At 60.0% G+C, this 17,715-nt stretch carries 13 protein-coding genes and 2 pseudogenes; 7 read left to right on the top strand and 8 right to left on the bottom strand.

The annotated features are described in order from the left end of the window. Positions 1 to 144: 144 nt before the first annotated feature. The 3 genes from NW806_RS03615 to hisH all read right to left on the bottom strand — a co-directional run bounded on the left by NW806_RS03615 (position 145) and on the right by hisH (position 3,042). The gene (locus NW806_RS03615; protein WP_414410052.1) at positions 145 to 1,722 is read right to left on the bottom strand and encodes a hypothetical protein; all 1,578 of its coding nucleotides are present in this window, start codon (positions 1,720 to 1,722) and stop codon (positions 145 to 147) included. 191 nt (positions 1,723 to 1,913) lie between these two features. Continuing rightward, positions 1,914 to 2,375, bottom strand: a complete 462-nt coding sequence (locus NW806_RS03610; RefSeq protein ID WP_414410051.1) for an EVE domain-containing protein — start codon at positions 2,373 to 2,375, stop codon at positions 1,914 to 1,916. Between the two features lie 22 nt (positions 2,376 to 2,397). Further along, the gene (gene hisH / locus NW806_RS03605) at positions 2,398 to 3,042 is read right to left on the bottom strand and encodes an imidazole glycerol phosphate synthase subunit HisH (RefSeq protein ID WP_414410050.1); all 645 of its coding nucleotides are present in this window, start codon (positions 3,040 to 3,042) and stop codon (positions 2,398 to 2,400) included. A 36-nt stretch (positions 3,043 to 3,078) separates the two neighbouring features. Here hisH and hemW point away from each other — a divergent pair, with 36 nt between their 5' ends. After that, complete coding sequence (hemW, locus tag NW806_RS03600) at positions 3,079 to 4,272, top strand: radical SAM family heme chaperone HemW (protein WP_414410049.1); 1,194 nt, start codon at positions 3,079 to 3,081, stop codon at positions 4,270 to 4,272. Between the two features lie 41 nt (positions 4,273 to 4,313). On the opposite strand, the gene uvrA is transcribed toward hemW, so the two are convergent. Further along, positions 4,314 to 7,223, bottom strand: a complete 2,910-nt coding sequence (gene uvrA / locus NW806_RS03595) for an excinuclease ABC subunit UvrA (protein WP_414410048.1) — start codon at positions 7,221 to 7,223, stop codon at positions 4,314 to 4,316. A gap of 208 nt (positions 7,224 to 7,431) precedes the next feature. Between uvrA and NW806_RS03590 the strand changes: the two genes are divergently transcribed. Continuing rightward, positions 7,432 to 9,804 carry a DUF3488 and DUF4129 domain-containing transglutaminase family protein gene (locus tag NW806_RS03590; protein WP_414410047.1) on the top strand — a complete coding sequence of 791 codons (2,373 nt, stop codon included), beginning with the start codon at positions 7,432 to 7,434 and terminating at the stop codon, positions 9,802 to 9,804. 233 nt (positions 9,805 to 10,037) lie between these two features. Next, positions 10,038 to 11,372, top strand: a complete 1,335-nt coding sequence (locus tag NW806_RS03585) for an alkaline phosphatase (RefSeq protein ID WP_414410046.1) — start codon at positions 10,038 to 10,040, stop codon at positions 11,370 to 11,372. 127 nt (positions 11,373 to 11,499) lie between these two features. Here the strand turns inward: NW806_RS03585 and NW806_RS03580 are convergent, their stop codons facing one another. Next, positions 11,500 to 12,963, bottom strand: coding sequence for a cryptochrome/photolyase family protein (locus tag NW806_RS03580; RefSeq protein WP_414410045.1), 1,464 nt, complete (start codon positions 12,961 to 12,963; stop codon positions 11,500 to 11,502). A gap of 49 nt (positions 12,964 to 13,012) precedes the next feature. Further along, positions 13,013 to 13,228, bottom strand: coding sequence for a hypothetical protein (locus tag NW806_RS03575; RefSeq protein ID WP_414410044.1), 216 nt, complete (start codon positions 13,226 to 13,228; stop codon positions 13,013 to 13,015). 184 nt (positions 13,229 to 13,412) lie between these two features. On the opposite strand from NW806_RS03575, the gene rbfA reads away from it, so the two are divergent. From rbfA to NW806_RS03555, 4 genes and pseudogenes are all read left to right on the top strand, one after another. Then, positions 13,413 to 13,856, top strand: a complete 444-nt coding sequence (gene rbfA, locus NW806_RS03570) for a 30S ribosome-binding factor RbfA (RefSeq protein WP_414410043.1) — start codon at positions 13,413 to 13,415, stop codon at positions 13,854 to 13,856. A 274-nt stretch (positions 13,857 to 14,130) separates the two neighbouring features. Continuing rightward, positions 14,131 to 14,907 (top strand): pseudouridine synthase, encoded by a 777-nt coding sequence (locus tag NW806_RS03565; protein WP_414410042.1) that lies wholly within the window; start codon positions 14,131 to 14,133, stop codon positions 14,905 to 14,907. A 116-nt stretch (positions 14,908 to 15,023) separates the two neighbouring features. Further along, positions 15,024 to 15,233: pseudogene (locus tag NW806_RS03560) on the top strand (helix-turn-helix domain-containing protein); the annotation flags it as partial. A 48-nt stretch (positions 15,234 to 15,281) separates the two neighbouring features. After that, entirely contained in the window at positions 15,282 to 15,872 is a 591-nt protein-coding gene (locus NW806_RS03555; RefSeq protein WP_414410072.1) for a DUF4115 domain-containing protein, read from the top strand. Between the two features lie 70 nt (positions 15,873 to 15,942). On the opposite strand, the pseudogene NW806_RS03550 reads toward NW806_RS03555, so the two are convergent. Together NW806_RS03550 and NW806_RS03545 are read right to left on the bottom strand one after the other, a co-directional pair. Next, a pseudogene (locus tag NW806_RS03550) lies at positions 15,943 to 16,569 on the bottom strand (phosphoribosylanthranilate isomerase); the annotation flags it as partial. Positions 16,570 to 16,580: 11 nt separating this feature from the next. Next, positions 16,581 to 17,645: a TIGR00730 family Rossman fold protein gene (locus tag NW806_RS03545; protein ID WP_414410041.1), complete on the bottom strand. Its 1,065-nt coding sequence runs from the start codon at positions 17,643 to 17,645 to the stop codon at positions 16,581 to 16,583. Positions 17,646 to 17,715 lie beyond the last annotated feature (70 nt).

Below are 17,715 nucleotides of genomic sequence, written 5' to 3'. Positions count from 1 at the left end.
CACAACATCGGCCAAGTTTTCTTGAGTAACCCGCTTTTGTAAGTAATTCAGCAACTTTTGGGGTTTGTATCTGGAGGTATGGGTGCGAAAGCCCCAGTAAGTTTGCTCTGACCGAGAAGATTTTTTCGACATAGAGTTATGCCTCTACTCTAGGGAAGCTAATGACAAATCACCCCAACTCAGGATCTTCAAAAAGCGCTCCTGGTGGGCAGTTCCGCCCCGTACTTGGATCTGGTAAGTACCGGGAGGTAAGTCTGCGGGCAAATCCCAAGGCTGGTTGGTAGAGCGATGGTCTTCTGGAAGATATATGCTCCCGGTACGCACTTCAGTTAGAGTCACGGCTACCGTAGGCTGAAACCCGTACACAGTCACCTTTGGCAAGTGACCCTCGAGCCAACCTTGTCCTTGCGGTACCCGTAGCCCTCCACCCAAGGCAATGTGCAGACGATCGCGTGGTTGTAAGGCCTCTTTCAGCTCAGGATGTTGTAAAAACAAACCGTCCCATACCGGTGCCAGCACCTGACATTCTTGGATTTCCCACCAGTCTGATTTTTCGGCAAAGGCACGCTGACGCTCACCTGACCATTGCAGTAGACTTTCTTCCTGCAGCCGCTGCAAATCCGGCCACAGCGCCTCCCGAAACAACAGCGTGAAATGACTGCCAAGTTGGGGTGCTCCCCAAGTAGCCAGAGCACCGGACTCTGCATTTTCAGGATCGGGCACCAACACCCAAAAGTCTTGGGCGAGCAGTTGGAGTTCCCGCAAGTAGGCATGACCCCGGATGGGCCAGGATCTTCCCGTTGTTACATCCCTAGCAGAGAGCGGCGCTCCAACGGGGCAAAACCAACCCGCGCGCTCGGAACGCAGGCTACCTAGGTTTTCTACCGTCACCTCCCCAACTGCCCAGTGACGTGGAGTTTTGGGGTAGAGGTAGAATTCTGGGTTCCCCCACCGATCTTCGGTGCGATACAGCCCTGCGATCAAGCGCGTAGGAGGCTGAAACGCTCGGCTAAATCGTTTCGGTTCTGGGCATCCTGCATCTAGCCACTCTTGATGGACAGCTAGGATTTCGGCGCCCAGTACTTCGTGTCGCTGGCGATCGTCCAGCAGCTCCGCGAGATGTCGGTTGAGGTTCTCTTCGCTTGCCAAATCCACTAGCAACTTGGTTTCGCTGCGGGCGGTAGTCCACTTTCTCTCATAAAACACGCGACACAACCGTTGAACATCTGCCTTCCGCAGCAGAGCTTGGGAAATGGGGTAATTCACGTACTTGCGCGAGCCCTCCCCTGGTTTGGCAGTGGCAATCCATCCCCTTTCCTCTAGCCACCGGTTCCACTCCTGCCATAGGCGTTCTTCCTTCATCCCTATCGGACGGTTGTCGCCAGATACACCCAGCCGTTTGCGAAAATGGGTGAAGAAGTCCTTGGCATCCAGCTTGTCATCCCTCATCATGTCGTTGGCGGCAAGCACCATCAGCGCCAAGAAGGCCACTCCTGCCGGTTCAGGTGAGCCGTGGTTTTGCAGAGCCGATAACTGCACCCGATCGCCAACAACCACCTGGGATCGCACCGCTTGGCAGAAATCCTCAACTGTGCCTAGGCCTAGACCTGCTAAAACTTCTTCATCTACGCTGAGGTAAACTGGCGTGCCGTGAGGAACTCCCCGTGTTGCCCATTGAACAATTGCTCGGTTCCAACGGCCATAGTCGTTGCACAGCGCCACACTAACCTCGCTCTATGGTGTGTGTCTTTCCTCAATCCTAGGCAAGTGTTGAATAGCCAGTTTCCTACTTTTCGAATTCGTTAAGGAGCTCCAGCTACCTGCTTTTTAAGCGATGAGGAGGAGGGAGCCGAATAATCAATCGACTGGCAGCCGAAAAAGCGGAACGGTTGAGAAGCTTAGCTTGTCTTGGGTCAGGAGGAGAAGAGTGCCAGCGAGAGCAAGCGCTCAGCAACCGCCGGGGCCACAGGCATCACCGACAGTCGCGTGCCCCGCCGCACCACCTCTAGCTCTGCAGGGGTAAAAGTGGCCCGCAACTGGGCCAAAGGGATCAAGCGCTCAAAGGCAGCAACGAATTGCACCCGCACCGTGTACCAGCGGGGAGCTGCAGGGGTTGACTTGGGATCGTAGTAGGGGCTGGTGGGATCAAACTGGCTGGGATCCACCACCTGGGTTTCCACGATCTCCACTAAGCCGGCTATGCCGGGAGGGTTGGCGTTGGAGTGGTAGAAAAAGGCGCGATCCCCAGGCTGCATAGCCTTCAGGTAGCTGCGGGCTTGGTAGTTGCGCACGCCGTCCCAGAGAGTTTGGCCCTCCCGCTGCAGATCCCAGATGCTGTAGACGCTGGGCTCCGATTTCATCAGCCAGTAGTTCATGGGGCTTGGGAAAAGCCGAGGTCTAGGTGCGGGCCAGGGATCCGGCCACAAAGTCCACGAAGTTTTGCAAGATCTTCAAACCAACCGGACCGGACTTTTCCGGGTGAAACTGGGTGGCCAACACGGCGCCCTGGGCAATGGCGGCCACACAGGTTTGGCTGCCGTGCTGAGTGGTGGCGGCCACCCAGCTTGGGTCGTGGGGCACCGCGTGGTAGGAGTGAACAAAATAGACCCAGGCTTGGTCAGGGATCCCTGCCCAAAGGGGAGACTGGGGCTGGGTGAGGTGCAACTGATTCCAGCCCATGTGGGGGATGCGCAGGCCTGGCTCTGGTTGAAAGCGTTGCACCCGTCCTGGCACGATGCCCAGCCCTGGCTCGTTTCCCTCTTCGCTGCTTTCAAACAAAACCTGCAGCCCAAGGCAGATGCCCAGGAAGGGCTGCTGCCGTTGCACCGCCTCCCGAATGGGCTCCACAAAACCTCGCTCTCGCAACTGCTGCATGGCCGGATCAAAGGCTCCATCTCCAGGCAAGACGATGCCGTCAAAAGTCTCCAGCCCAGCCGGCTCTGTTACTAGCTGCACCTCGGCCCCGGCCCGCTCCAGCCCTTTGCAAGCCGAATGCAAGTTGCCGGCATCATAGTCGATCACCGCCAGGCGCACGGCTTTCATGGATCCTTATCAAGGGCCTATCAGTATAGTGGTTCTATGGCAGTCGCAGCACCTACGGAAGAGCTGACCCTCTCCGCTCAGCTTGGCTGGCCGGAGGCTGCCTACCTGCACATCCCCTTCTGTCGGCAGCGCTGCCACTACTGCGATTTTGCCACTGGCCTGGGCACCCGCGAGCTGATAGAAACCTATGTGCAGGTGCTCTGCCAAGAGATCGGTGGCGCCTATCGCTACCGCCATTTGGCCGGGGATCCCCAACCCTTGACCAGCATTTTTTTCGGCGGCGGCACCCCCTCCCTGCTGACGGTGGAGCAATTGGGCCGGATCTTGGCTCAACTTAGGGAGCGGATCCCGTTTCATCCCGACTGCGAGATCTCGCTCGAGGCCAACCCCGGCACCCTGACCCGAGAGCAGTTGGCGGGCTACCGGGACCTGGGGGTCAACCGCATTAACTTGGGAGCCCAGGCGTTTCAGGCAGAGCTGCTGGCCGCCTGCGGTCGCCTACACGGAGTGGAAGAAATTTATGAAGCTGTGGCCGACTTGAAGGCGGTGGGCTTTGAGAACTTCAACCTGGATTTGATCTTCGGGCTGCCCTACCAAACTTTGGAACATTGGCAGGAGTCGCTGCAAGCTGTTCTTGAAATCAACCCGGCCCACGTCTCCGTTTACGATCTCACCCTCGAGCCCGAAACTCGCTTTGGTCGTCTGTACCGGCCGGGAGAGGCGCCCCTGCCCAGCGAAGAGGCGACCGTTGAAATGTACTTGATGGCCCGGCGTCTCCTCACCCAGGCAGGCTATATCCACTACGAGATCTCCAATTTTGCCCGCCCTGGGTATGCCTGTCGCCACAACCGGGTGTACTGGGAAAATCGCCCCTACTTTGGCTTTGGCATGGGATCTGTCGGCTACGAAGGGGGGCGGCGCATTCACCAGCCGAGGACTCTCCACAAGTATTTTGAACAGGTCAAAGCCCAAGTTCACCCCCTCCCGCCGCCAGCCTCTCTAGAAGAAATCTGGATGGATACGGTGATGTTGGGGCTGCGCCTCCAGGAAGGGCTGGATTTGGCAACTTTACAGGAGCGCTTTGGCAGCAGGAGGGTGGAGCAGGCTCTGCAGAGGCTGGATCCCTACTTTGAAAAAGGTTGGGCCAGTTGCGAAGGGGGACGGCTACGGCTAGTCCCGCCCGAGGGCTGGCTGTTTTCCAACGAGATTATTGAAGAGCTGTTGTTTTGAAGTTGGCCGAAGGCCGAGTGGAGGCAGACTCCCAGCTGGAGCTAAGGCAGCTCAGGGGCTGGGGGGTGTTGCTGCAAAACCTGCTTCAGGTACCGCCCCGTATGGGATCCCGGGTGTTCGGCTACTTCTTCCGGGGTGCCGACGGCAACAATTTGGCCGCCCTGGTCGCCCCCTTCCGGCCCTAAGTCGATGATCCAGTCGGCACAGCGGAGAATGTCCAGGTTGTGCTCGATCACCAGCACGGTGTTGCCCGCATCCACCAGCCGCTGCAGGACGTTCAAAAGTTTGTGAACATCGTAAAACGACAGGCCGGTGGAGGGTTCATCCAGTAGATAAAGGGTTTTGCCGGTGGAGCGGCGGGCCAGTTCTGCGGCCAGCTTCACCCGCTGCGCTTCCCCACCCGAGAGGGTTGGAGCCGGCTGACCCAGCTTGATGTAGTCGAGGCCCACATCGGCCAGGGTCTGCAGGATCTTGGCCGCAGGGGGCAGGGCAGCGAAAAACTCCAGCGCCTCTCCCACCGTCATATCCAGGACTTCGGCGATGTTTTTGCCCTTGTACTTGACCTGGAGGGTCTCGCGGCTGTAGCGCTTGCCGCCGCAGACTTCGCAGGTAACATACACATCGGGCAGGAAATTCATCTCAATCACGTTCACCCCTTGCCCTTTGCAGGCTTCGCAGCGCCCTCCCTTGACGTTGAAGGAGAAGTGGCCAGCTGGATAGCCTCTGGCTTTGGCGTCCCGAGTCTGGGCAAAGGCTTGGCGGATGGGATCAAACAGACCCGTGTAGGTGGCAGGGTTGGAGCGAGGGGTGCGGCCAATGGGGGATTGGTCGATGACAATAACCTTGTCGATGTGCTCGATGCCGTGCAACTCCCCCATTTCCGCCGGCTTGGGCACCTTCTGGCCGAGGTAGTGTTGCAGGGCGGGGTAGAGCAGTTCGTTGACTAAGGTGGACTTGCCGGAGCCGGAGACCCCTGTAACACAGACTAGCTTGCCCAGGGGGATCTCCACATCGATGTGTTTGAGGTTGTTTTTGTGGGCATTGGTGAGCTTGAGGGCAACCCCTTTCCCCGGTCGGCGCTGGGCAGGGGTAGGGATCCGCCTCCGCCCCGAAAGGTAAGCTCCCGTCATGGAGCGCTCGCAGGCCAGGATGTTGGCTAGAGACCCTTGGGCCACCACTTCTCCTCCGTGGATGCCAGCTCCAGGGCCAATGTCCACAATGTGGTCGGCGGCGCGGATGGTTTCCTCGTCGTGCTCCACCACGATTAGGGTGTTGCCCAGATCCCGTAGGCGAAACAGGGTCTGCAAGAGGCGGTGGTTATCCCGCTGGTGCAAGCCAATGGAGGGTTCGTCCAGCACATAGAGCACGCCCGCCAGGCCAGAGCCAATCTGGCTAGCCAGCCGGATCCGCTGCGCTTCACCCCCCGAAAGGGTCATGGCCGGGCGGGCCAAGGTGAGGTAGTCAAGGCCCACGTCGATCAAAAACTGCAGCCGGGTTTTGATCTCCCGCAGCACCAGCTCGGCAATCTGCGCCTGGCGAGGGGTGAGCTTCAAATGCTCTAAGCGGTGTAGGCACTCCCGGATAGAGACCTCGGTGAGATCAGTAATGCGGTAGCCGCCGACGCGCACTGCCAGGGCCTCAGGGCGAAGGCGAGCCCCCCCACAGGCCGCACAGGGGCGGTAGGTGAGGTAGGTTTCCAGCTTTTGCCGGTAGGTCTCGGAGGTGGTTTCTTGGTAGTGCCGCTGCAACTGCGGGATCACCCCTTCGTAGCGACGGTAGTAGCCCCGGCCCCGGTAGGGGGATTCTGCCTCAACGTAGATCTCCTGGTCGGTGCCGTAGAGAAGGATTTGCTGCTGCTCGGGCGTGAGGTCGCACCAGCGGCTGCTGAGGTCAAAGCCAAAGGCCTTGGCGACCCCTGCCAGCAACCCCAGGTAGTAGGGGTTCTCCCGCTCGGCCCAAGGTGCGATGGCCGCGTAGAGGGGAAGTTTGGGATCGGGCACGATGCGGTCGGGGTCGAAGATGGGCTCAAAGCCCAAGCCGTGACAGACAGGACAGGCGCCAACGGGCGAGTTGAAGGAAAATAGCCGCGGCGACAGCTCGCTCAGCACCGAGCCATGGTCGGGGCAGGCAAATTGCTCAGAGAAGATCAGCTCCGTCGGCTTGCCGTTGAGGTACTGCCCCGCCACCTCGGCTACTTTTTGCAACAGATGTTCCCGCTCCTCCTCGCGGGGCAAGAGCTCCACTACCGCCAGTCCCCCCGACTGGCGCAGACAGGTGGTCAGGGAATCGGCCAGCCGCTCTGCCATGTCGGGGCCCTTGACCAGCCGATCCACCACCACCTCGATAGTGTGGGTCTTGTTTTTGTCCAAGGTGATCTCTTCGCTGAGATCCCATACCTGGCCGTCGACACGCACCCGCACAAATCCCTGCTGGCGCAGGCTTTGCAGGAGCGCTGCGTGGGTGCCCTTTTTCCCCCTCACCACAGGCGCAAGCAGCTGAAAGCGCGTCCGATCCGGCAAGGCCAGGATCTGATCCACCATTTGATCCACCGTCTGGGGAGCGATCACCCGGTCGCAATGGGGGCAGTGCGGGATCCCAGCCCGCCCGTAGAGCAGCCGCAGGTAGTCGTAGATCTCGGTAACGGTGCCCACCGTGGAGCGGGGGTTGTGGCTGGTGGACTTTTGGTCGATGGCAATGGCCGGGCTCAAGCCCTCGATGCGATCCACATCCGGCTTGTCCAGTTGCCCTAGAAATTGCCGCGCATAGGCACTGAGGGACTCCACGTAGCGCCGCTGCCCCTCGGCAAAAATGGTGTCGAAAGCCAGCGAAGATTTGCCGGACCCGGAGACGCCCGTAAACACCACCAGGCGATTGCGCGGGATCCGCAGCTCGATGTTCTTGAGGTTGTGCTGCCGCGCCCCCACTACGTGGATTTCGTTCTGGCCGGACATCTCGTCCCCTCTGTGCGCAGCGCAGGTCGAAAAACAACGAAAGTTAAGGAACATTAACGATTCTAGTGCCTTCTAGTGCCGCGGCAGAGGTCTGTCTTCTCCAATCGAGAAGGGGTACCAGCCAGCTGGGTCTATCGTGGGCAGGAGAAGGAAAAAGACTTGGCTATCTTGGAAGGGCCACTTGAGGGATCCCAAAGCAACCTAGCCCATGGCCTGGCCGCTGCTTGCTGTCCAAAAAGTCTTCATCTACCTGCTGGTGGGGATCGCCTTCACGGCCCTCTGCCTTGGAGATCAGGCCCTGTCGCCGGCGGTTATCGCCCTCTGCTTGGCGGCGGGGGTGGGCAGTTGGTTCTGGGAGCCACCCCGGATTAGCTTTGCCCGCTATGCGCCCCTCTGGATGCCGCTGACGGTGAGCGTGTTGGTCAGCTTGGCGGCGTTGGTGCTCTCGGGCTTCCTGCAGCTTTCGGATGGGGCCATTGGCCTGGTGCTCTACCTAACGGGGGCCAAGTTGTTTCAGCGGGAGCGGGCAGCAGATCACATCCAGTTGGCGGTGTTGTCGCTGCTGTTGATGGCGATTGCCACCCTGTTCAACCAAGATATTAGCTTTGGACTCCTCTTCCTGCTTTACGTGGGGGTAGGGCTAGTTAACCTCACCCTTTATCATCTGCGCCTCCAAGCCGAGCAGCACCCGCAGGCGGCCAGCCAAGTCCGCAGGATCGACCTTGGCTTTCTGGGGTTTCTTGGATCCCTAGCCTTGCTGGCCATGGTCCTGTCAGTGGCTTTGTTTTTCCTATTTCCGCGCGTCGGCTTGGGGATCTTAGGCCGGCAGGCCCGTTCGCCGGTGATGACCACTGGCTTTGCCGAAGAGGTCAGCCTGGGGGAGTTCGGCACCCTCAAGACTGACAACACCGTTGTCATGCGGGTGGAGTTCCCGGCAGGGGTGCCGCCCCAGGTGGAGTCTCTCTACTGGCGTGGCATGAGCTTTGATCGCTACGACGGGCGGGCTTGGTCGCGGACGCTGGATCGGTCGCTCTCGATTTTCCCCAACGCGGCAGGGGTTTTTGAGCTCTCGGCCTCCCCCTTGATCCCTGCTGCCTCCGACCTGCAGTTCTTCCCGCTGGAGCAGCTCATCTACCTAGAGCCGCTGGACACCAACACCGTTTTTGGGGTGGCGCCGCTGGTGGAGGTGGAATGGCTGGATCGAGGTGGGGCGATGACTCCACAGCAGAGGTGGCAATGGCAAAACCGCCGCCTGCTCCTGCGCGAGACTGGAGATGTCAGCCATTCTCTGCCCCCCCGGATGCCCTATCTCTACCGTGCCGTGAGCCGGATCCCACGAGATCTGGAACCCCGCCTGCGCCAGCTTGGCCGGGAGGAGCTGCTGAGCGCTCTTGACCCAGTCCAGCAACAAGCCTATCTGCAGTTGCCAGAAGACCTGGATCCGCGCATTCCCGCCTTGGCAGAGGAGATCACGGCTGGGATCCCCGATGTCTTTGGCAAGGTAACGGCTCTGCGGAACTACCTGCTAGAGAACTACGCCTACACCACCAATTTGCCAGATCCCGGTGCCGAGCCGCCTTTGGAGGCTTTTTTGTTTACCCATCGCCGCGGCCACTGCGAATACTTTGCCACCGCTCTGACGGTGCTGGCCCGCAGCCTTGGCATACCGGCCCGCGTGGTCAATGGCTTCTTGGGCGGTCGCTGGGTGGCGCAGGAAAAGTACCTGGCGGTGCGCAACGCTGATGCCCATTCTTGGACGGAGATCCCCTTTGGCCCCTATGGATGGATCATCTTCGATGCCACGCCGGCAGAGGCCAATGTTAGCCAGCGGGAAACCTGGTGGGATCCCATCCTAGACTTCTACGACAGCCTGCGCTTTCGCTGGTTTAAGTATGTGATTCAATACGACCTATCCACCCAGCGGCAGATCTGGCGGCAAATCCAAGAGCTGGCTAGCCGCGTGACCGCCCCCCAAAAGCAAGAGGATGTCGTCGCCGCCTTCCGCCGTAGCCTGCTGGGCTGGGGACAAGCGCTGCAACAGAACAGCCTGCCCCTGGTGGGGGTGATTTTAATCACCAGTTCCATGGCCTACTGGGGTCGCCGCCGCCGCTATCGGGCTTTGCGCTGGCAGGATGGGGGGTGGATTCTGTTGGCCACTGCCGGCAATGGGGTTTTGCTGGGATCCCTGTGGCAGCCTCCGCCCCCCTGGCCCACCTGGATAGCTGGGATCCTGCTGCCGAGTCTAGCCTTTGCCGGGATGCGCTGGCTGCCGGCAGCCCTGCCCAAGTCCCAGCGGCGCCGCCAGGTCATCTCAAGGCTTTATCTACAACTTCGGGATCTGGCGACGGCAGTGGGGATCCCCGCCCACCTAGGGCCAGAAGCTTGCCTAGAACACTTGCGCCAGGCCGACTTGCCTCAGGTTGAACTGGCCATCCGGTTCCTGCAGCGCTACCTGGAAGTACGCTTTGGCGGGATCCCGCTGGAAGCCGGGGAACTGCAGCGTTGGCAACACCACCTTAGACAGCTTAAGCGGTCCTGGCAGGCCAAGAGTTCGACGCCTGCTCCCAAAAGAACAGCTTGACTGGAAGACGGCTATAAAGCTCTACGAGAAGCCTTGACGTTATGCGGCAGTTAAGAGATAGTTAACTCTAGGTATAGACCTCGCAACCTGCCCCGGCCAAGTAGCAAACCTTAGGAGAGGGTCGTCGCTGCAGGTAAGTTCTGCAGGGGTGTTTGCCTGCGCTCTTGCTAACTGCTCAAGGCTGTGTTACTTTCCTTGACGTTCAGCTTTGAGCAAGCAAGAGCAGGTTAGCTATGCGTAACCATCCTCTGAGGGCAGCTTTGGCTGCAACGCTGTGTTTGCTGTCCTCTTCGCTTTTTTCCTCTAGCCTGGCCCAGGCGGCGCCAAAGCCGACCGGAAACGGGGCCATCTTCTTCCACCCGGATGGCACTTCGGCCTCCCACTGGGATATTACGCGCATTCTCTACAAGGGCCCAGATGGCTTCTTGAACTGGGATCGTCTTCCCGTGATTACCACCTATCGCGGGCACCTTTTCGACCAGCTTGGGGGAACTTCCAACGCCGGAGCGGTGACCCATGCCACAGGAACTCGGGCTCACGCCAAGAGCTTTGGGTTGGATCCGGACGGCAAGGAGTATCCCTCGGCCAACGGCACCCTGAACACGATCATGGAAGAGGCTGTGGCGGCAGGCTTGGGTACAGCTTTGGTGCAAACGGGATCCATCATTGAGCCGGGGACGGCTGCGTTCGTTGCCGAGGCTGCTAAGCGCAGCGACTATGAGGGGATTGCCCTGCAGGTGGTGGAGTCAGGGGTAGACATCATCCTCGGCGCTGGCGAGGAATGGCTGCTGCCGGAAGGTGTCCAGGGGCGCTTTGGCCAAGGGAAGCGCAAGGATGGCCGCAACCTCATTGAGGAAGCCAAGAAAAAAGGGTATGCCGTCGTCTATACCCGCGACGAGCTGCTGAAGCTGCCGGCGAATGTCTCCAAGGTTTTGGGGGTGTTCAACGTCGAGGACACCTTCTACGATAAGCCTGAAGAAGAGCTGCGCAAGGCAAACTTGCCCAACTACATCGCCAGCGCCCCCACCATTGCCGAGATGACACAGTTTGCCCTGGAGCGGATCTCCCGCAATCCCAAGGGCTTCTTCGCCGTCATCGAAGAAGAGGGCACCGACAACATGTGCAACAACCTCAACGCTTCCGGCTGCCTGGAGGCCGTGAAGCGGGCTGACGATGCCATCGGGGTGATTCTCAACTTTATCGAGAAGAATCCCAAGACCTTCATGATTACCACCAGCGACAGCAATGCTGGCGGGATGCAGCTGGTGGATGTCGAGTCTGCCGATAATCCTCTGCCGCCTACTGAAGAAAGCGGCGCTCCCCTTGACGGGGTGGACGGCACTGGTACAAAGCCCTTCCTCTCCGCTCCGGACAAAAATGGCAAGCGTTTTCCCTTTGGCATCTCCTGGGCCAGCAAGGACGATGTGGGCAGCGGGGTCATTGCTCGCGCGGCGGGCCTGAACGCTCGAGAGCTAGTGCCGGTCACTGGAATCCTGAACACAGACATCTACCGCATCCTCTACTTCGTGCTCTTTGGGGAGCGCATCCCCAGCGAGCTAAGGCGGTAGTCTCAAGCAAGTGGGGATTGGCGGGGATCCCTCGGATCCCCTTTTTTATTGCTACGCAACGCTGTCGCAAACCTGCTGGCGGCGCGGAGCGCTTCTGGGAGTGACGAGGAGTCCTTGCCACGTCTTGTCAGAAAGGAGGAGAAAGACTGCCTTGAGCGGGCTTAGAGTGGCCGTGCTGCACTGCCTGGTAGCGCCGCTTGAACTCCTGCTGCTGCACCTTGTGATCCACGATGGGATCCGGGTAGCCGCAGCGCCGCCGCTCCTGCAGAGCCCAGGATCCCTTGGGGTCATTCCCCACCCACAGCAAAGCTGGGGTATCCAGCCCCGCTAGCTCCGGCAGGTAGCGGCGGATATACTCCCCCTCTGGGTCGTAGCGGGCCGCCTGGGTGGCTGGGTTGAAGATGCGCAGGGGCCTGGGATCCGTGCCCACACCGGCGCTCCACTGCCAGCCGCCGTTGTTGGCAGCCAGATCCCCGTCTACAAGCTTTTGCATGAAGTAGCGCTCCCCCCAGCGCCAGTCGATGAGGAGATCCTTGGTTAAAAAGCTGGCCACGATCATGCGGCAGCGGTTGTGCATCCAGCCAGTTTCGTTGAGCTGGCGCATGGCCGCATCCACAATGGGGTAGCCCGTCTGGCCGGCACACCAGGCCTGAAACCAGTCCTGGCGGTTGTCCCATTCCAGCGCATCAAAGGCTCGTCGGTAGGCTCCGCTTTCCACATGGGGCCAGTGGGCCAAGACATGCTTGTAAAACTCGCGCCAGCACAGCTCCTGCCGCCACGTGCGCAGGCTGCTCTCGGCCTCTTCGCTGCGGGCCTCCGCTTCCACTTCACAGGTGGCCTGCCACACCCGCCGAATGCCGATGGTTCCCCAGCAGAGGTGGGGACTAAGAAGAGAGGTGCCCTGCTCGGCGGGGAAGTCGCGAGCCCGCTCGTACTCGAAAATGCGCAGGCCCTGGCAGAAATCCTCTAGAAGCCTCTGAGCCACACTCTCACCCGCGGCCGGGATCCGCTGGTTGCAGACAAAGCCCAGATCCGCCAAGCTGGGCAGAGGTTGGGCTTTCAGGCTGGACAACGGCTGCAGACCCTTGGGGATGGGGAAGGGATCCGGCTTGGGCAAGCTAGACCAGCGGCGCCAGAAAGGGGTAAAAACCGAGTAGGGCTCCCCCGCCTGGGTCAACACTTCCCCTGGCCCGTGCAGCAGCATGTCTTGGTAAGAAAAAGACGGGATCCCAGCTTCCGCCAAGCTGGCCCGCACCCGACTCTCCTGCTGCCGAGCCCAGGGATCCAGATCCTCGTTCCAAAACACGGCCTGCGCCCCTAGCTCGGCGGCCAACTGCCGCAGCTCCACGGCTGGATCTCCCCGCCGCCACAGGAGTGGGATCCCCATCTGGGCGTAGCGCTCCTGCAGGTCCTGCAACGCCTGGAGCAGAAACGCCACCCGGGCTGGGGCCATGTCTGCCCGCTGCAGAAGTTGGGGGTCGAAAACGAAAACCGGCACTACCTGGGGGCTGCGCTGGGCTGCCACATGGAGGGCTGTGTTGTCTCCTAGGCGCAGATCGCGGCGATGCCAGAGGAGAACTAGGGAAGTCATAGGAGGCCAAGCAACTGGATCCCATCTTGGCTGCTTTTCCTTCCTCTCTTCAATTCCCCTCAGGCTGCCGGCAGTGTCTATCTCCCAAAAGACGGCCAGGGCAGAGACTTCGCTGGCCATCGCTGTAGCCCATGGCGTAAGCTGTATCTCCCAGCATCACCACCACCTGAGTTAGCTTGAGGGCAAGTAGCGGATCGAGCGGCTCCGTTACATCGAGCATGAACTGCTCCACGGAGCGCCGCAGCGCCTCTGGGGTCTTGATCATCTTGTCTCCATCCATCGCTGGCTTTAGGTATTCCTACTCAGGAGAGGGTGGACATTGACCCAAAATAGAGGGGGAAGGAGAAGAGGCGCGTAGCATCTGCTACTGTTCTGAGAACATGGCGCGGAGAAGCCAGCACTCCCCAAGGGCCGAAGTTTGCAGAGGACAGGAACCTGAGGATCGAAAAATGGCAACAGAGCGACGGGTAGCCCGGGTAGCCGAGCAGATCAAGCGAGAGGTTAGCCAGATCCTGCTCTCGGAGATCAAAGATGCCCGCGTGGGGGCGGGCATGGTCAGCATTGTGGACGTAGAGGTTTCCAGCGACCTGCAAAACGCCCGCATCTTCGTCAGCATCTATGGCGACGAAGCAGCCCAGCGGCAAGCAATGGAAGGGTTGGTCGCCGCCACCCCCTTCGTGCGGCGGGAGATTGGCCAGCGGCTGGGCCTGCGACGAGTGCCGACGGTGGCGTTTTTACAAGATCGCTCCTTGGAACGGGGGTCCCGAGTCTTGGCCCTGCTCAACCAACTGAAACGGGAAGCCGAGGCTCGACAGCAGGGATCCTCCTCCAAAGACCAGGAAACGGTTGAAGAGGGGGATGGTGGCGAGGCCGAGGAGTTGGACGGCCAGTAGCTGCACCATTTCAGCCCTTAACCATCGGGGGTTGCAGGAGGTAAGAGGAGACCCGTCCTGCTGCCTAAGAGGCCGCAACCGGTTGGTGAACCTTGCAGTCCAGCAGGGCGATAGCTCATCGGTTGCCTTTTGAGAGGTTAGCAACCGCAAAGTTCTAGGATTTGTTAGGCTTAAGGTGTCCTACAGCTCTTCCTCTAGTTATCTGCCCAGAGCCGGCACCACACCCGCCTCCTCCTAGGAGGTAAGGTTCTGCTTCCTTTGCTACCCAGTGCCTATGGCAGCACCCCAGCGGCTCCAGAAGCTTTTGGCTCGGCAGGGGCTAGCTTCCCGCCGCCAGGTGGAAGCCTGGATCCTGGCCGGGCGCATTCGGGTCAATGGGAAGGTGGTCACCGAGCTGGGCTTTAAAGCCGATCCGGAACGGGATTGCATCGAAGTGGATGGGCAGGCAATCTCCTGCGGGGATCCGGCCCGCTACGTTTTGCTCCTGCACAAGCCCCGGGGGGTCTTGTCTACCTGCAAGGATCCCTGGGGGCGCAAGACCGTCCTGGATCTGCTTCCGCCACCCTGGAACCAGCAGATCCGTCTCTATCCAGTGGGCCGGCTGGACGCTGACAGCAGTGGCGCTTTGCTGCTCACCAACGACGGCGACCTGACCCTGAAGCTGACCCACCCGCGCTATCATCTGCCCAAGACCTATTGGGTGCAGGTGCAGGGGCGCCCTAGCCAGGCCACCCTACAACGGTGGCGGGAGGGCGTCGATTTGGATGGGTCTACTACTCTGCCGGCAGTGGTGGAGTTTTGTAATCCGCCTCCCTTTAGAAAAAACTCCAACTCCTCGTGGCTGAGGGTGGTCTTGTTTGAGGGCCGTAAGCGGCAAATTCGGCGGGTGGCCGAGCAGCTGGGTCATCCTGTGCTCAGCTTACACCGGGAGGCGATTGGCCCGCTGCGCCTTGGCAACCTCAAGCCAGGTCAGTTTCGCCTGTTGGAGCCCCAGGAGGTTCAGGCTTTGCTGGCCTCGTTTGCCGGCAATGGCCAAGCGCTCAGAGAGTAGGGGAGCGCGATCTGCAAGGATCCCGTCTTGGGGTACGTTACCATATGCGTGTTAGGTATCTCCCGTGAATTGAGGGGGAGGATGTCACCTGAGTGTGCATTCACAGGTAAGCAGCGATGCAAGAGCCAGCACACTCTCTAGAGGCCGTGGGATCCCTGTTGCGGCAAACACGGGAGGCACGGGGGCTGACGTTGACAGAGGTAGCTAACGATACCTTCATCCGCTCCCAATACCTGCAGGCCCTGGAGGAAGCCGACTTAAGCCGCTTGCCGGAGCCAGTCTACGTGCAAGGCTTCATTAAACGCTACGCCAACTACCTAGGGCTGGATGGCGAAAGGCTATCTCGGCAAGCGTTGCCGCTGCTATCGGCCAAAATGCCCTCTGCCTCACCTCCGCGAACTGCTGTTGGCGAACAGCCCGCCTTTGCTTTGCGCCCCTTCCACCTCTGGGCTGCCTATGTGGGGCTAGTCGTGCTGGCGGTGGGAGGGCTGTCGGCTTTTTTGGAGAGCAGGGGCAATCCCTTTGGGCAGTGGCTAGCTAGCCGTTCGGGCGGTGAGGGAGCCCAGCTACAGCCGCCGGCGGCCAACTCCTCTGAGCGCAAGCCAGACCCCGAGCCGACCCTTCGCCAGATGTTTCCTACCCTAGAGCAATGGACGCGCATCGAGGGGGTTTTCCCCGACGTCTTGGAAGCCCAGCAGCGCAAGCCAGTGCGCCTTGGTATTCGCGTGGTGGAACATCCTTCTTGGCTGCGGGTTATTGCCGACGGAAAAACTGTTTTTGAGGCTACCCTACAGCCAGGGGCGGAGCTGAACTGGGAGGCCGAGCGATCGATTGTGCTGCGCACTGGCAATGCGGGCGGGGTGCTGGTGACCTTCAACGACCGCCCTCTGGGACTGATGGGACGGTTTGGAGAGGTGAAAGAGGTGAGGTTTGAGCCAGGGCTGAACCTTCGATCCCTGCAGTAGGGATCGGGCGCGAGCCTCCCTGGCTTGCAGGGGGTTGAGACTGGCCAGGGGCGATTGCCCAACCTTGGGATGCTAACTGCTGCAGCAGACGCCGGACTTTGTCTAGGTCTTTGTCGCCCGGCTGGCGTTCGACACCGCTGGAGAGATCGATGCCGGCAGGCTGAAGGTGGCTGAGCGCTTGCAGAACATTGTCTGGGCTGAGGCCACCGGCCAGGAGCCAGGGCAAGGGCAGAGAGCAGGAGGCCAGTTCCGACCAGTTGAGCGTTTGCCCAGTGCCACCTGCTCGTTGGGGGTGATAGGCATCCAGCAGTAAGGTCTCTACACAGTCGCGGTAGAGGTCGGCCACCTCCAGGTCTGCTGGGCACCGGATGCGCAGGGCCTTGATGCGGCGGATGCCGGGGAGCCACTCTCCCAGTTGCCGACACATCTCTGGAGATTCCTGGCCGTGAAGCTGAACAGCCGTGAGGCCAGCCGTTTCCACCCAGGTGGCGATGGTGCCGGGATCCTGATCCAGAAAAACCCCTACCTTTTCCACATGGCGGGGCAGGGATCCCACCCAGCGCGCTGCCGAAAGAGGCAAATAGCGCGGCGTGTTGGGCACGGCCACAAACCCTAGGGCGCTTACCCCCAGCGCCGCAATGGCTTCGGCCTGATCCTGCCGCGTGATGCCGCAGATTTTGACAAACAACCGGCCCATTGGGATTGATGCTACTTTTGTTCAGATTGCATCAAAGGCTCTGACCCTTCGGGAGGGAGCTTGTTGATTCGGCGCACCATTTGCCACAGCCGCCCAAAGCTGCGCTGGTTAAAGCGCATTACTAGCCGCGGCAGATGGGCAATGTCTTCCTCAGCTTCCTCGGGCAGAGCCTCTGTTTGCTCAATCCGGCCCGACTCGAGAATGTCAGCAAACTCTTGGTTTAAAATTTCTAGGGCTTCCGGTGAAAGCTTGGTGTTTAAGCGCAAAACCAAAAGCTCCCGCACGTAGCGATTGCTGTGAAAGATGCGATAGAAATCGACGATCTGCTGACAGGCCTCCCCGACATCGTCAGTTAGGGAGTAAAGGTGGAGATCCTCGGGGCTGATTAAGCCGCGGCTGAGCAGGTGCTCTCGCACATATTCATCCCATTCTTTCCAGTAGCAGCCGCCTTGCCTGTCCACCAGCACCAGCGGCATCAGCTTGGTCTTCCCGGTCTGCATCAGGGTCAGACACTCAAAAGCCTCATCCTGGGTGCCAAAGCCGCCAGGAAACAGCACTAGGGCATCTGTTTCCTTGACAAAGAAAAGTTTGCGAGAAAAGAAGTACTTAAAGTTAATGACCCGGTCGCTGGCGGCAATGAAAGGGTTGGCTACCTGCTCAAAGGGCAGCTGAATATTCAGCCCAAACGAGTTTTCTTGCCCCGCCCCCCGGTTACCGGCTTCCATGATGCCGCCGCCGCCCCCTGTCAGCACCATGAAGCCCAGCTGACTAATGCGGTGGGCAAATAGCTGCGCCTGCTGGTACTCGGGGCTGTCCTCCCCTAGACGCGCCGAGCCAAAGACTGTTACCTTGCGCCGATGGGTGTAGTTTTGGAAGGTGGCAAAACCCTGCTCCAGATCCTCAAGCGTAGCTGCCAGGATCTTGGCGTCCAGACGGCTGAGCTTCAGGGATCCCATCCGCTGCAGCGACCGCAAGATCCGCAACCAAGCTGTTCGGTTGGGGTGGTGTGACTGCTTGAGACGAGCTTCCGCACTGGAAAAAATCTCTTGCAGCAGCAAGGAAAGAGAATCCGTCAAGCTGGGATCCAGAATCCTCTGTCTACTTCTTTTACCCACTTTTACTGCAATAAGCTCCCCCGGCTGGGGT

The sequence above is a fragment of the Synechococcus sp. W65.1 genome (genome assembly GCF_047461615.1).
Taxonomy (GTDB): Bacteria; Cyanobacteriota; Cyanobacteriia; order Thermostichales; family Thermostichaceae; genus Thermostichus.
The sequence above is the reverse complement of the archived record's forward strand: the minus strand, read 5'-3'. Positions and strand labels throughout refer to the sequence as shown.

Excerpts from the sequence above, each read along its gene's own strand:
- rbfA (WP_414410043.1), top strand. The coding sequence starts at position 13,413 with ATGGCAACAGAGCGACGGGTAGCCCGGGTAGCCGAGCAGATCAAGCGA.
- NW806_RS03585 (WP_414410046.1), top strand. The coding sequence starts at position 10,038 with ATGCGTAACCATCCTCTGAGGGCAGCTTTGGCTGCAACGCTGTGTTTG.
- NW806_RS03590 (WP_414410047.1), top strand. The coding sequence starts at position 7,432 with ATGGCCTGGCCGCTGCTTGCTGTCCAAAAAGTCTTCATCTACCTGCTG.
- NW806_RS03580 (WP_414410045.1), bottom strand. The coding sequence starts at position 12,963 with ATGACTTCCCTAGTTCTCCTCTGGCATCGCCGCGATCTGCGCCTAGGA.
- NW806_RS03575 (WP_414410044.1), bottom strand. The coding sequence starts at position 13,228 with ATGATCAAGACCCCAGAGGCGCTGCGGCGCTCCGTGGAGCAGTTCATG.
- hisH (WP_414410050.1), bottom strand. The coding sequence starts at position 3,042 with ATGAAAGCCGTGCGCCTGGCGGTGATCGACTATGATGCCGGCAACTTG.
- NW806_RS03555 (WP_414410072.1), top strand. The coding sequence starts at position 15,282 with ATGCCCTCTGCCTCACCTCCGCGAACTGCTGTTGGCGAACAGCCCGCC.
- hemW (WP_414410049.1), top strand. The coding sequence starts at position 3,079 with ATGGCAGTCGCAGCACCTACGGAAGAGCTGACCCTCTCCGCTCAGCTT.
- uvrA (WP_414410048.1), bottom strand. The coding sequence starts at position 7,223 with ATGTCCGGCCAGAACGAAATCCACGTAGTGGGGGCGCGGCAGCACAAC.
- NW806_RS03610 (WP_414410051.1), bottom strand. The coding sequence starts at position 2,375 with ATGAACTACTGGCTGATGAAATCGGAGCCCAGCGTCTACAGCATCTGG.
- NW806_RS03565 (WP_414410042.1), top strand. The coding sequence starts at position 14,131 with ATGGCAGCACCCCAGCGGCTCCAGAAGCTTTTGGCTCGGCAGGGGCTA.